Origin of the sequence: Nocardioides cavernae (genome assembly GCF_016907475.1) — a bacterium.
Lineage (GTDB): Bacteria > Actinomycetota > Actinomycetes > Propionibacteriales > Nocardioidaceae > Nocardioides > Nocardioides cavernae.
This window is the reverse complement of sequence record NZ_JAFBCA010000001.1, coordinates 1,907,410-1,919,540: the sequence shown is the minus strand read 5'-3', so window position 1 is coordinate 1,919,540 and position 12,131 is coordinate 1,907,410. Positions and strand designations below refer to the sequence as shown.

14 protein-coding genes and 1 other RNA gene are annotated in these 12,131 nt (G+C 70.5%); 8 read left to right on the top strand and 7 right to left on the bottom strand.

Annotation, left to right across the window (positions count from 1 at the left end; translation table 11 throughout):
- Positions 1–25: 25 nt before the first annotated feature.
- The 3 genes from JOD65_RS08880 to JOD65_RS08870 all read left to right on the top strand — a co-directional run bounded on the left by JOD65_RS08880 (position 26) and on the right by JOD65_RS08870 (position 1,874).
- A complete protein-coding gene (locus JOD65_RS08880) occupies positions 26–736 on the top strand; it encodes an excalibur calcium-binding domain-containing protein (protein ID WP_191196385.1) in 711 nt (236 codons plus the stop codon).
- A 35-nt stretch (positions 737–771) separates the two neighbouring features.
- The gene (locus tag JOD65_RS08875; RefSeq protein WP_191196384.1) at positions 772–1,287 is read left to right on the top strand and encodes a putative immunity protein; all 516 of its coding nucleotides are present in this window, start codon (positions 772–774) and stop codon (positions 1,285–1,287) included.
- A gap of 92 nt (positions 1,288–1,379) precedes the next feature.
- The gene (locus JOD65_RS08870) at positions 1,380–1,874 is read left to right on the top strand and encodes a GNAT family N-acetyltransferase (RefSeq protein ID WP_191196383.1); all 495 of its coding nucleotides are present in this window, start codon (positions 1,380–1,382) and stop codon (positions 1,872–1,874) included.
- Here JOD65_RS08870 and JOD65_RS08865 read toward each other — a convergent pair.
- Positions 1,862–3,253 (bottom strand): MFS transporter, encoded by a 1,392-nt coding sequence (locus JOD65_RS08865; protein ID WP_191196382.1) that lies wholly within the window; start codon positions 3,251–3,253, stop codon positions 1,862–1,864. The genes JOD65_RS08870 and JOD65_RS08865 overlap by 13 nt on opposite strands.
- A 180-nt stretch (positions 3,254–3,433) precedes the next feature.
- Here JOD65_RS08865 and JOD65_RS08860 point away from each other — a divergent pair, with 180 nt between their 5' ends.
- The 3 genes from JOD65_RS08860 to JOD65_RS08850 all read left to right on the top strand — a co-directional run bounded on the left by JOD65_RS08860 (position 3,434) and on the right by JOD65_RS08850 (position 6,113).
- Positions 3,434–3,904 carry a GtrA family protein gene (locus JOD65_RS08860; RefSeq protein WP_191196381.1) on the top strand — a complete coding sequence of 157 codons (471 nt, stop codon included), beginning with the start codon at positions 3,434–3,436 and terminating at the stop codon, positions 3,902–3,904.
- Between the two features lie 161 nt (positions 3,905–4,065).
- Positions 4,066–4,956: a sensor histidine kinase gene (locus tag JOD65_RS08855; RefSeq protein WP_191196380.1), complete on the top strand. Its 891-nt coding sequence runs from the start codon at positions 4,066–4,068 to the stop codon at positions 4,954–4,956.
- 284 nt (positions 4,957–5,240) lie between these two features.
- Entirely contained in the window at positions 5,241–6,113 is an 873-nt protein-coding gene (locus JOD65_RS08850) for a cobalamin-binding protein (RefSeq protein ID WP_191196379.1), read from the top strand.
- A 20-nt stretch (positions 6,114–6,133) separates the two neighbouring features.
- Here the strand turns inward: JOD65_RS08850 and JOD65_RS08845 are convergent, their stop codons facing one another.
- Both JOD65_RS08845 and JOD65_RS08840 read right to left on the bottom strand, forming a co-directional pair.
- Positions 6,134–6,625, bottom strand: coding sequence for a GNAT family N-acetyltransferase (locus JOD65_RS08845; protein WP_191196378.1), 492 nt, complete (start codon positions 6,623–6,625; stop codon positions 6,134–6,136).
- A complete protein-coding gene (locus tag JOD65_RS08840; protein ID WP_191196377.1) occupies positions 6,618–7,424 on the bottom strand; it encodes a MerR family transcriptional regulator in 807 nt (268 codons plus the stop codon). Before JOD65_RS08840 ends, JOD65_RS08845 begins: the two co-directional genes overlap by 8 nt.
- Before the next feature lie 79 nt (positions 7,425–7,503).
- Between JOD65_RS08840 and JOD65_RS08835 the strand changes: the two genes are divergently transcribed.
- Both JOD65_RS08835 and JOD65_RS08830 read left to right on the top strand, forming a co-directional pair.
- Complete coding sequence (locus JOD65_RS08835; protein WP_191196376.1) at positions 7,504–7,854, top strand: nuclear transport factor 2 family protein; 351 nt, start codon at positions 7,504–7,506, stop codon at positions 7,852–7,854.
- A gap of 49 nt (positions 7,855–7,903) precedes the next feature.
- Complete coding sequence (locus JOD65_RS08830) at positions 7,904–8,473, top strand: TerD family protein (RefSeq protein ID WP_191196375.1); 570 nt, start codon at positions 7,904–7,906, stop codon at positions 8,471–8,473.
- Positions 8,474–8,483: 10 nt separating this feature from the next.
- Here JOD65_RS08830 and JOD65_RS08825 read toward each other — a convergent pair whose 3' ends face one another.
- The 4 genes from JOD65_RS08825 to JOD65_RS08810 all read right to left on the bottom strand — a co-directional run bounded on the left by JOD65_RS08825 (position 8,484) and on the right by JOD65_RS08810 (position 12,124).
- A complete protein-coding gene (locus tag JOD65_RS08825) occupies positions 8,484–8,978 on the bottom strand; it encodes an RDD family protein (protein ID WP_191196374.1) in 495 nt (164 codons plus the stop codon).
- 11 nt (positions 8,979–8,989) lie between these two features.
- Positions 8,990–9,766, bottom strand: a complete 777-nt coding sequence (locus JOD65_RS08820; protein ID WP_191196373.1) for a hypothetical protein — start codon at positions 9,764–9,766, stop codon at positions 8,990–8,992.
- A gap of 142 nt (positions 9,767–9,908) precedes the next feature.
- Positions 9,909–10,279, bottom strand: a transfer-messenger RNA (tmRNA) gene (gene ssrA / locus JOD65_RS08815).
- 69 nt (positions 10,280–10,348) lie between these two features.
- Complete coding sequence (locus JOD65_RS08810) at positions 10,349–12,124, bottom strand: hemolysin family protein (RefSeq protein ID WP_191196372.1); 1,776 nt, start codon at positions 12,122–12,124, stop codon at positions 10,349–10,351.
- Positions 12,125–12,131: the final 7 nt, after the last annotated feature.

Below are 12,131 nucleotides of genomic sequence, written 5' to 3'. Positions count from 1 at the left end.
GTCACGTCAGTGTGAGGGTGGCCCGATGCACAATCAGCTCGTCCGCGCGCTCGCGCTCGCCATCGTCGCCCTGGGCCTCGGACTCTCGGCTCCGGCGCCTGCCTCTGCCGTGGTCGACCGCGACTGCGGCGACTTCGCGAGCCAGGCCGGCGCGCAGAACTTCTTCCTGAACGCCGGCGGCGGCGACCCGCACCGCCTCGACGACGACGGCGACGGCGTCGCGTGCGAGTCCAACCCGTGCCCGTGCATCGGCCGCGGCAACACCGCGCCGCAGCAGTTCGCCGACACCGGCAACAACCAGACCCACGCCCAGCAGGGACCCCGGACCTATCGCGAGACCGGCAACGTCGTCCGTGTCGTCGACGGCGACACCCTCCACGTCCGCCTGCGCGGCGGGGCGCACGTCTCCGTGCGCATGCTCGGCATCGACACCCCCGAACGAGGCCGCTGCGGCGCGAACGACGCCACCGCCAACCTCAGCAGGCTCGCCCCAGTCGGCTCGACCGTCCACCTCGTGTCCGACCGCACCCAGGCCGCGAAGGACCGCTACGGCCGGCTGCTGCGCTACGTGCAGCGCCAGGGCGGGTACGGCGACCTCTCGTTCCGCCAGGCTTGGGACGGCTTCACCCAGCCGTACGTCTACGGCGGCAAGCCCGTCGCCCGGCACCGCGAGTACGTGCGCGCCATCAACCACGCCCGCGACCACGCGCGGGGGGCGTGGCACGGCTGCTGGTGACGACGCCCTGATCAGCTCGGCGATAGCGTCGAGCCGTGATCCTGCCGGCCGTGCGTGACCCGCACCTGATCACCGTCAGGCGCGGCGGCACGCTGACCGACGAGGACCACCACCGGCTCGCGCTGTGGGCTGCAGAGTGCGCCGACCACGTGCTCCCGGTCTTCGAGGCCGCCCGGCCCGACGACCGGAGGCCGCGCGAGGCGATCGCCGCGGCAGGTGCCTGGACGCGCGGCGAGCTGCCGATGATGCAGGCCCGAGCGCTCGGCGGGCACGCCATGGGTGCGGCCCGCGATCTGGAGGGCGCGCCGCGCTTCGCGGCGTACGCCGCCGGACAGGCCGCGGTGGTCGCACATGTGGCGGAGCACGACCTGGGGGCGGCGGCGTACGCCATCAAGGCGGCTGTGGCGGCCGCCCCGGCGGGGCGCGAGGAGGAGGCACGTCGCGACGAGTGCCGGTGGCAGCGCGACCGCCTGCCCGACGAGGTGCGCGACCTGGTGCTGGAGGACCAGCGCCGGCGCAACGCGATCTGCTGGAACGTCTTCGACGTCTAGGTGCGATCCCCACGCCCGTTGCGAGCGAGCCACCGACCCTGCCGGAAGTCTCTAGGTAGCCATGCGCGATCGTCCGTTTGCTTGAATGCGACATGGATCGAGTAAGGCTGGCCGTTCCTGCGGATGCGTCCGCGATTGCGTCGGTGCATCGGGAGTCGAGGGCCGAGTACTACGGCGACCCGCCCGACGTGAGGGACGGTCGCGAGGCCATGTGGGAGCACCTCTTGACCCTTGCGGATGGCGTGACCTTCGTCGTCGAAGACGACGGGACCATCGTGGCGTTCCTCTCGGCGCGCCACGTCCGGATCCCCGAGACCGCGCTGGAGATGGCTGCGTTGTACGTGCAGCCTGATCGTTTCGGGCGCGGGACCGGAACGCTCCTACATGAGGTCTTCCAGTCCGAGCGGGGTGCGCACGAAGTGGGCCTGCTCGAGGTCTGGGCAGGAAATCAGCGGGCCATCGACTTCTACCGAAGGCACGGATGGGTCGCGACATCGACAACGCGGCCGGGCCCGCGCGACACACCGTTCATCACGTACCGGTTCCTGGGGCATAGCCCCGACCGCGGGGTGTCTCAGGCGTCCTGACTCGCGAGCTGCGGCGGTGGGGCGCCGGTCAGTCTGACGTTGGTGATGGTGCGTCGGGTGAGCGCGAACGCAGCCACCACTACGGCAATGGCGAAACACGCAAGCTCGACCCGCTGCGCGCCGAAGGCGGCGGCGAGGGGACCGACGGCCATGAGGCCGATCGGCGTGGCCACGAAGGAGAAGAAGCCGTCGATCGCCATGATCCGCGACAGCATCGCCTCGGGCACCTTCTCCTGCACCAGCAGGTTCCAGGAGAGGTCCAGCAGGCTCAGTGCCGCTCCGGCCACGACGAAGGACGCCGAGAGGATCCAGACGTTCACCTGCGTGCCGAGCACCAGCATCGGGACGCACCACACGACGAAGGCGATCATGATGACCTTCATCGGCGCGGTCACCGTCACCTTGGCGAGGAAGAAGGCGGCGACGAACACGCCAACTGCTTGCCCGGACCTCGCCAGACCCCATCCCTCGCTGCCGATCGTGTCGTCGGCGATCACCGGACCCAGCACGTTGATCGCGCCACTGACCAACGCGTTGAAGACCAACGCAGCTGACGCAGCCGGGATCACCCACCCCAGGTGACGCGCGAACGCCCACCCCGCGACGAAGTCGCCGATGATGCTCGCCTCCGCCTGACTGCGATCCCCCGCAGGCAGACGCACCAGCAGGAGCAGCGCCGCAGCCACCAGGTAGGTCGACGCGTCGACCGCCAGCGCCCACCCCGGCCCGACCGTCGCCACCAGCACGCCCGACACCACCGGGCCGACGATGCCCACAGCACTGGTGGCCTGACCGATGAGCAAGAACGCCTTCTGACGCTCCTCGACCGGTAGCAGGATCGGAACCATCCCGAGGAATGCGGGATAGCTCACGGCGAACACAGTGCCGGCCACCGCCTGCAGGACGACCAGGTGCCAGATCTCGGCCTGTCCACTGATGACCAGACCGGCGGTGAGCGACTGGGCCACGCCCTGAACCAGATTGCACCCACGCAGGACCAGGGCTCGTGGCAGCCGGTCGGCGATCGCTCCACCCAGGAGCATGAACACCACCGTCGGCACGCTCGACGCAGCAAGCACCCAACCAAGTGCCGACGCGGAGTCGTCGATGTCGAGGACTGCGAACGCCAGTGCCACGCCGGCCATCGACGAGCCAACCCGGTTCACGACCTGGCCGATGAAGAAGTAGCGAAAAGCCGGCGCCGCGAGCGGCGACAACCGGCTGCTGCTCACCGGGAGAGTGAATCGGCATTCCACCTGAAAGACAAGGGTGTCGATTGCCGATCGCTGCCCGCCCAGAGAGTGCTCCACCGGCAGCGACATTTCGTTCCGACGCCCTGCTTTCCCTCGGCGAGTCGACTCCGCAAGCAACTGCGCCACCGCGACATCGAACGACCCAATCTGCCGCGACCGAGCGTCCGCTCATGCCGATCCGCGCGCACTCGGGCAGGATGTCCGCAATGCCGTACTCAGAGCGTCAGCAAGGCGTCGTCGCCCTCCTCGAAGACGCGTTCGCGAGGAACTGCGAGTGACGGCGCCCAGGGACTCTTGCCGGCGCGGGTGAGCGCTGAGGTCTTGACCGGCGCGATGTCGCGTCGGCGGTCGGTCCTGGTGCAGCTTGTCGTCTTTGCCAGCGTGGGCGCTGCATTCAACGTGCTCTACGGACTGCTCTACCTCGTCCTCCGCGAGCAGTTCAGCGCGCAGCCGGCGAACGCTCTCGCGCTCATCCTGTCGACGATCGCCGGAACGTTCGGGCATCGCTACGTCACCTTCGGGGTCCGTGGCACGGACCGAACCGTGCAGCACCAGGCGCTCGGGCTCGCCCTTCTGGGCTTCAGCTTGGCCGTGACGGCAGGCTCCTTGTGGCTGCTTGACGCCACTGTCGCCCAGCCGTCGCGGCGGCAGGAGCTGGCAGTCCTCATCGCGAGCAACCTGGGCACGGGGTTGGTGCGGTTCTTCTTGTTCCGTGTGGCGATGGTCGGCCAGCGGGGCGCGGCGGATGCAAGCGAAACGACCGGGTTGGCGTCTTGATGCCGACTCTCGTCCAGACCTGCCGCGTTGCGCGCGGATCTGCCGAGATGAGTGCGTCGGGTCTGGTCCGGGCGTGACCGCAGCGGAAGCTGCAGGGCAGGACGTCCAATCCGGGTCTTTCGCCCCGTGACCACGCGAAACATGCGGCGCAGGCTGGATCCATGGACACTGAGGCACTCCCCGGACGTCCCTCTGCCGGCGAGTTGTTGCACGCCCTGGGGCACGCCGTGATCGCCACTGACACGCAGGGCACGGTGTTGTTCTGGAACGGTGCCGCCGAGCAGTTGTACGGCTGGCCCGCCGAGGAGGCCGTGGGGCGCGACATTTCGGACGTGACGGTGCCGGAGGTCTCCCAGAGGGCGGCGGCGGAGATCATGGCTGCTCTGCGGGAAGGCCGTCCATGGTCCGGCGGCTTTCCGGTTCGGCGCCGCGGCGGCGAGGTGCTGCATGCGCTGGTCACCGACAGCGGCGTGTACCGCGACGGAGAGCTGATCGGCATCGTCGGCGCCTCCCTCAACCTCGGCGAGGCCGTGCGGCACCTGATGGAGCGCTCCAGCGACGCCGCGGTCCTGGTCGACGAGCACCACGTCGTCAGCTACGCCAGCCCAGCGGTCACGAACCTCTTCGGCTGGCCGGTTGAAGAGGTCGTGGGCACACCCATCACAGATCGCATCCACCCCGAGGACCACCATGCGTTCGAGGAGCTCCTGGCCGCCGACCCGACCTCGGCGGAGCGGGTCGGTGAGCTCCGGGTCCACGTCCACGGCGCCTGGTCCTGGGTGGAGGTGGCGGTCACCGACCTCTACAGCCAGCCCGGGTCACACGGCCAGGTCTGCAACATCCGGCGCAGCGAGCGCCTTGCCCGCCTCGAGGAACGCGAGCGCATCCTTGACGCGGTCCACTCCGAGGTGCTCCAGGACCTGTTCGCGGCCGCGCTGGCGATCGACCGTGCGCACACGCACGCAGCACCCTTGAGCGCGGCGCAGATCGGTGCCGCTCGCGACGTCGTGGGGCGAGCCATCCAGACTCTGCGCGAGGTCGTCAAGCCGTAGTGGCTGCTGCTCGAGCCGTACTGGAACGCGGGCCGCGATCTCCGCCATGCGCCGAGCCTCCAACCGAGTTGCGGTCATCCCGACGGGGCTCGGCGCGCCAGCGTCGTACAGGTGTCCGAGATGTTGCCCTTGATCCGGCAGTCGGAGGGCAAGAAGTCCGACACGTGTGTGCTCCGGCGGGCTGCACCATGGGCTGCCCGGGACTGTCGATGTTCGGATCTGTCGCGAAGAGAGCCTTCCGCGGCGACGACAAACCGGTGACACGAGACGTCTAGGCTCGCCCGATGCGCATCGTCTCGCTCATCCCGTCCGCCACGGAGATCCTGTTCGCGGTCGGGGCGGGTGACGACGTCGTGGGCGTCACGTTCGAGTGCGACCACCCGCCGGCCGCCCGTGAGCGGCGCGTGGTCTCGACCTCCGCGATGCCGGAGGGGCTCGGGCCGAGGGAGATCGACGACTTCGTCGCTGCGGCCCTCGCGGCGGGTGAGGACCTCTACCGCCTCGATGCGGGCGCCCTCGCGGAGCTCGACGCCGACCTCGTCGTCACCCAGGACCTCTGCGCCGTCTGCGCGGTGGACGTCGGCACCGTCGACGAGGCGCTCGGCTTCCTCGGGTGCGGCGCGGAGGTGGCGACGGTCGACCCCCACACCCTCGACGACGTGCTGGCGTCGATCACCGAGCTCGGGCGGACCACCGGCCGCGACGAGCAGGCGACCGAGCTGGTGACCGAGCTCGAGGCGCGCCTCGCGACCGTCGCCGAGCGCGTCGCCGGGCTCGACCGGCCGCGGGTGCTGGTGCTGGAGTGGACGGACCCGCCCTTCGCGCCCGGGCACTGGATCCCGGAGATGGTCGTCCGCGCCGGCGGCGAGCCCACCCTCGGCGTCGCGGGCACGAGGTCGAGCCGCATCACCTGGGACGACGCCGTCGCCTCCGAGCCGGACGTCGTGGTCTGCGCGCCGTGCGGCTTCGACCTCGACGGCAGCGCGTTGCTGGCGAAGGAGGTGCGCGACCGGTTCCCCGGAGTGCCGGTGTGGGCCGTCGACGCCGACGGGCACTTCGCCCGCCCCGGGCCACGGCTCGTCGACGGCGTCGAGGCGCTCGCCGGGATCCTGCACCCTCGGGCGGTCACCCCGTCGGCGCACGCTCGCCAGGTCTGACGGCCGTCTGACAGCAGTCGTCAGCCGCCCTCCGGACGCACCAGCACGTCGAACCGGCGTCCGTCCCGGCGCGCGGCGAACGACCCGACCAGCTCGAAGCCGAGGGACTCGACGGTGCGACGCGCACGGACGTTGAACGACGCCACCGTCACGCGGAACGCCGGCGGCGCGTAGGTGGCGCGGCCGAACGCGAGCCCGGCACCGATCGCTGCACGACCGAGACCCTGCCCCGTGAGCGAGGGTCGTAGCCCGCCGCCGGTGTCGAGCGCCGAGTCGTCGTACTCCCACCCCGGCACCTGGCCGTCCGGTCCGAACGAGCGGAAGCCGATGAGGCGCTCCCCTGCGAGCACCGCGTGGAAACCGAGCGCTGGGTCGAGCAGCTCGTCGGGGTCGGCGCCAGTGAGGTCGTAGACGTCGTACGGCGGGTCGTAGCGCCAGGTGGCCAGGTCCTCGGCGTGGGCCCGCGTCAGTGGGGCGATCCGGATCGCTGCAGGGTCGATGACGTCACCCATCTCGACCTCCGGCGACCCGGAAGACCGGCCAGCCGATCTCGGTGCGCCAGCGGGTGGGGTCGGCGGTGTCCCGCGGGCCGACGAGGTAGGTCTCCCGGATCGGCCCGGCCACCGCGAGCGCGTTGCCCACCACCCACGTGCCCACCTCGCCGTAGGTGACCTCGATGTCGTCGTGGCTGCCGACGTGGGTGGCGACCGCCAGCTCGACCGGCGGCAGCACGACGGGGCGCACCCGCCCGGACCTCGGCGCCTCGTGCGTCGGCACGTGCACCAGCACGTGGCCGCGACCGACCTCGAAGAGTGCGTTGTCGTACACCCCTCCCGGCGCCCCGGCCGGGTCGGGGACCACCGCGTCCAGCTCGGCCATCGCACCGGCGTACCAGCCCAGGACCTCGTCCTGCGCCACGTCGCCCTCGACCGCCGCGACCTCGGTCGCCGGGACCGACCGGAGCTCGACGTGGACGGGCGCGGGCTCGGGCGCGAGCAGCCGACGCAGCGACGCCACGGCAGCGCGTGTCCGGTCCAGCTCTGACTCGAGGCGGTGCAGGTGCTCGGCGACGAGGTGCGCGCGCGTGTCCGGGTCGGAGGAGGACACGATGCGTCGGACCTCGGGCAGCGGGACGTCGAGCTCGCGGAGCCGGTGGATGACTTGGGCGGTCGGGATCTGGTCGACGCTGTAGTAGCGGTAGCCGCTGTCGGGGTCGACGGTGGCCGGCACCAACAGGTCCGCGTCGTGGTAGCGGCGCAGCGTGCGCACGCTCAAGTGGGTCAGTCGCGAGAACTCACCGATCGCCAGCATGCGCGCAGTGTGCACCCTCCCCCTGCGGGAGAGTCCAGTGCTTGACCCTCCCGCGGGTGTACGACGCAGCGTGGTGGCCATGACCACCACAGATGTGACACCCACCCAGCTCCCGTCCACCATCCGCACCTTCCTCGACGCCCACGCCGCCCGCGACGTGGACGCCGCCGCCCGGACCTTCGCCCCCACCGCCGTCGTCCGGGACCAGGGGGAGACGTTCCGCGGCACCGCCGAGGTGCTCGGCTTCCTGAGCCACCAGGGCGGCGAGTTCACCTACACCACCGAGCTGCTCGGCGGTCGGCGGATCGACGACACCCACTGGGTCGCCGTCAACCACCTGGAGGGCGACTTCCCCGGCGGGGTCGCCGATCTCGACTACCGCTTCACCCTCGCCGACGGCCTCATCGCCCAGCTGGAGATCGGCGGCTGATCGGATCGTTCCTGTACGTTCGGAACGTCATCGACCGGAGGAGCGACCCGTGATCGAGCTGGCCAAGGGGCAGGAGCTCACCCTCACCACCGAGGACGGGTCGAGCCTGACCACGGTGCAGATGGCCGTCGGCTGGGACCACTCCCCCACGGCCGGGTTCATCGGCAGCGGAGCACCACCGATCGACCTCGATGCCTCGGCCGTGCAGTTCGCCGGCGACCAGTTCTTCGACCTGGCGTTCTTCAACCACCTCGCCACCCGTGACGGCTCCGTGGTCCACCTGGGCGACAACACCACCGGCAAGGGCGAGGGTGACGACGAGGTGATCACCGTGGACCTGGGTCGTGTCTACCCGCGGGTGGACACGATCCTGTTCATGGTCAGCAGCTACCAGGGCCACTCGCTGGAGTTCATCCGCAACGCCTACTGCCGTCTCGTCGACCACGACGGCACCGAGCTCGCCCGGTTCACCCTCACGCTCGGGGTCCGCGAGACAGGGCTCGTCATGGCGAAGCTGTTCCGCGACGGACCGGTCTGGAAGCTCAGCCCGATCGGGACCGGCATCGCCCTGAAGACGCCCACCGACTCGATCGAGGCGCTCGTGCCCTTCGTCCGGTGACGACGATCCCTCAGTCGGCGGCTTGGCGTGCTCCCCATCGGGCGGAGGGGTGGGTCATCCAGTCGTAGATCACCGAGGTGCGCAGCACCAGGTCGTGGATCGCCCGGCGGTCCCGATCGACGGCGCACCACAGCAGCCCCACCGGGAATGCCGCGCACATCGCTGCGCGCGCGAACGCCCGGACCAGCCCCAGCTGACTGCCGTTGCGGGACGTCACCCGGATCCCCCAGAGGTGGTCGCCGATGCTGCGACCTGCCATCCACCACGTGACCGTCAGGTACGGCACCAGGTAGGCGAAGAAGGCGATGACCACCCACAGGAGCGAGGGGTCGGGCATGCGGAAGTCCCGCGGCTCCAGCACGAACCGGAGCGCCGCCCAAGCGGCGTACGACCCGGCCAGCGCGACGGCGACCAGGAGGACGTCGATGATGCCTGCTGCCAGACGCGTGACGACTCCGGCGCTGGTCCCCTGGTAGGAACGCGCCTCGCGGGGGACGCTCACCATCTCCGGCTCGTTCACGGCGGGTCCGGTGGTGCGGCGCGCTTGCGGCGGCGACGGAACAGGTGGTTCTCGAGGCTCCTGCTGAGGGCCTCGTCTGCCGAGATCCCCGTCATCCGTGCGCCACGGATGGTCTCCGACGCCATGGAGCCGGACGAGTCACGGATGATGGCGGGCAGGTCGATCGCGTCGATCACCTCCTGGACCATCGCGACGAGGTCGATCCGGTCGATCACGGCATCGATGTCGAGCCTCCCGGCGATCGCGTCGATGTCGACGCCGGCCACCGCTGCGTCGAGGTCCACGCCCGCCACGACCGCGTCGATGTCGACGCCCGCCACGACCGCGTCGAGATCGACCCGCTTCACGATCGCGTCCACGTCGACGCGGTCGACGACCGCCTCGATGTCCACCGCGCGCACGACGTCGTCGAGGTCGACGTGGCGAAGGACCAGCGCGGTCAGGTCCAGGTGGGAGACCACCCGCTCCACGATGGCGGGCGTCCAGTGGTCGACCAGCGCCTGCGCCGCTCGCACCATCTCATCGCGGCGAGCCGCGCCGTGTCGGGCCGCATCGTCGAGCAGCGTCGCCGGTTGCCAGCGCTCGGGGACGAAGCCGGGACGCCAGAGCATCCGCTGGTGCAGCAGGGGCAGGCCCACGACGGCACGGCCCAGCGCCACGCCGGTGCCGACGACCGCACCGGCCACTCCCAGAGCGACGTCGAGGGCCAGCTGTGGCTCCTGCAGGACGGCACCCTCGACAGGCACTCGCGGCGTCTGCGCCAGTCGTGTCATGCCCCCAGCCTGCTGCTGCGCCGACGAAGCCGCTTCCCCCGTTCGGGATGAGTGACAGCGGCAATGGATGAGGACGGCCGGGAACGACGAAAGACCTCCCTGCCGGACGTGCGTGGCAGAGAGGTCTCATCGTCGAGGGGGCTTGTGGAGCTGCGGGGAATCGAACCCCGGTCCTCGAGCGTCGATCCAGGTCTTCTCCGGGTGCAGTCAGTGTTGTCGCCTTTCTCGGCCCCGGCGCTCGCACAGACACGTCGCCGACAGGCCCAGTCAGGATTGAGTCCCGGTCACCCCTCCTGACAGAGAGTGACCAGCAAGTCCCCTAGATGAGGCCTGGATCCGGGACGGAGACGGGTGCCCGGTCAGACCCTTCGATCACTGCTCAGGCAGCGAGAGCGAAGTCGTTGCGATTGGTGTTGGCAACTATGGATTTCCAGCGATCGTTTACGAGATGACGCTGGCTTCTCGACCCGCTTCCCCTGGAACTAACGTCCCAAGTCGAAACCGATCAGCCCCTCTTGTGTTGTCAAGCAGGCCCGAGCCCACGGCTCCAGCCTACTGGTCCCAACCGACAGATCGCGAACGCTATTCCTTCGGGCGCAGCGGCTCGGAGTGCCACGCGTCGTCGTCGAGGCGCCACAGCTGGCGGTCGTTGCCCACCGCCAGGTCATCCGGGACGTCGTGGTCGAAGTCGAGCCCGGCCTCGCGGACGGCCTGCGTGTACGTGCCCCAGACAGCGGCGTGCGTGGCCCTCGCGTCGGCCTTCTCCTGGTCGGTGGCACCCGCCGGGGTGAAGACGCCGCCGTGTGGCACCTCCCATCCGGTCGGTACGTCGCTGCCGTCGGGGGCGATCCCGTAGAGCCGCTCGTCGGTCATCCGGTGATCGGCCCGCACCAGGAGCGTGCCGTCCTCGCGCCAGCGGAACCGGACCAACCACCCGCGCCCCCTGAGGTGCCCGTCGCGGTGCGCGGCGACGGCGTCGTCGGGCAGGAAGAGCCCCCAGGTGGCGAAGTGGTCGGCGAAGGCCTGCTGCTGGGGCGTCGGCCCGACCGGCCGCTCCTCCTGCTCGCCAGGCCCGCCGGGCTCCCCCGGCTGGGTGGGCGCTGCGTTCAGGCGTACGCGGGTGATGCGGTGGCCGTCGACCTCGACGACCTCGAGGGGACGGCCCTCGACCACCACCGAGTCACCGACCTCACCCATCCGGGCGAGGCGGTGGAGCACGTAGCCGGCGACGGTCTCGTAGGGCCCGTCCACGAGCTCGACGCCGGTCCGCTCGGCGAACTCCTCGATCGTCAGCCCGGCGTCCACGGTCGTCGGGTCCTGGGACGCGGCGATCTCGGCGTCGGTGTCGTACTCGTCGTGGATCTCGCCGACGAGCTCCTCCATGAGGTCCTCGAGGGTGACGATGCCGTCGGTGCCGCCGTACTCGTCGACCACCAGGGCGATGTGCGCTCCGAGGCTCCGCAGCTGGTCGATCGAGGGGAGGACGCGGTTGGTACGCGGCAGCACCGGCAGCTCCCGGGTGATGGCGGCGACCGTCGTCGAGCTGTCGTCCGCGCGGCCGAGCACGTCGCGCAGGTGGAGGTAGCCGAGCACCTCGTCGAACGACGTACCGGTCACCGGGTAGCGGGTGTAGGGCTGCTCGACGATGACGGCGACGGCGTCGGCGAGGCTCATGTCGCCGCGGAGGAAGACGACGTCGCCACGCGGCTTCATCACCTCGCTCAGCGAGCGGTCACCGGCCTCGAAGACGTCGTCGACGAGCTTGCGCTCGCCCTCGGGGATGTCCTCGTGGCCGGAGATCATCATGCGGAGCTCCTCCTCGTCGACCTCGTCGCCGGCGGCGTCGGGGTTGCCGCCGAGGAGGCGGACGAGCAGGTTGGTCGAGAGCGACAGCAACCAGATGACCGGTGTCATCACGGTCGCGAACTTGCCGAGCGGCGGCGCGAAGAGCTTGGCGACCCCGACCGAGCGCTGCAGTGCCAGCCGCTTGGGCACGAGCTCACCGAGGACCAGCGAGAGGTACGACACGACGAGGGTGGTCACGACCAGCGACACCGTGTCGGGCGCCGGGGCGCCGAGGCCCTCGAATACGGGTGCGAAGGACGGGGCGAGCGTCGAGGCACCGAAGGCGGCGGAGAAGAAGCCCGCCACGGTGACGCCGATCTGCACCGCCGAGAGGAACCGGTTGGGGTCGCGGGCGAGGGAGGCGACCGCGTGCCCGCGGCCTCCCTGGGTGTCGAGCCGCTCCACCTGTCCGGAGCGCAGCGAGACCAGCGCGATCTCGGTCGCGGCGAACACACCGCCCACCAGGATGAACCCGACCACGAGCAGGACGTCGATCCAAGTACCGGCTTCCACGGCGACA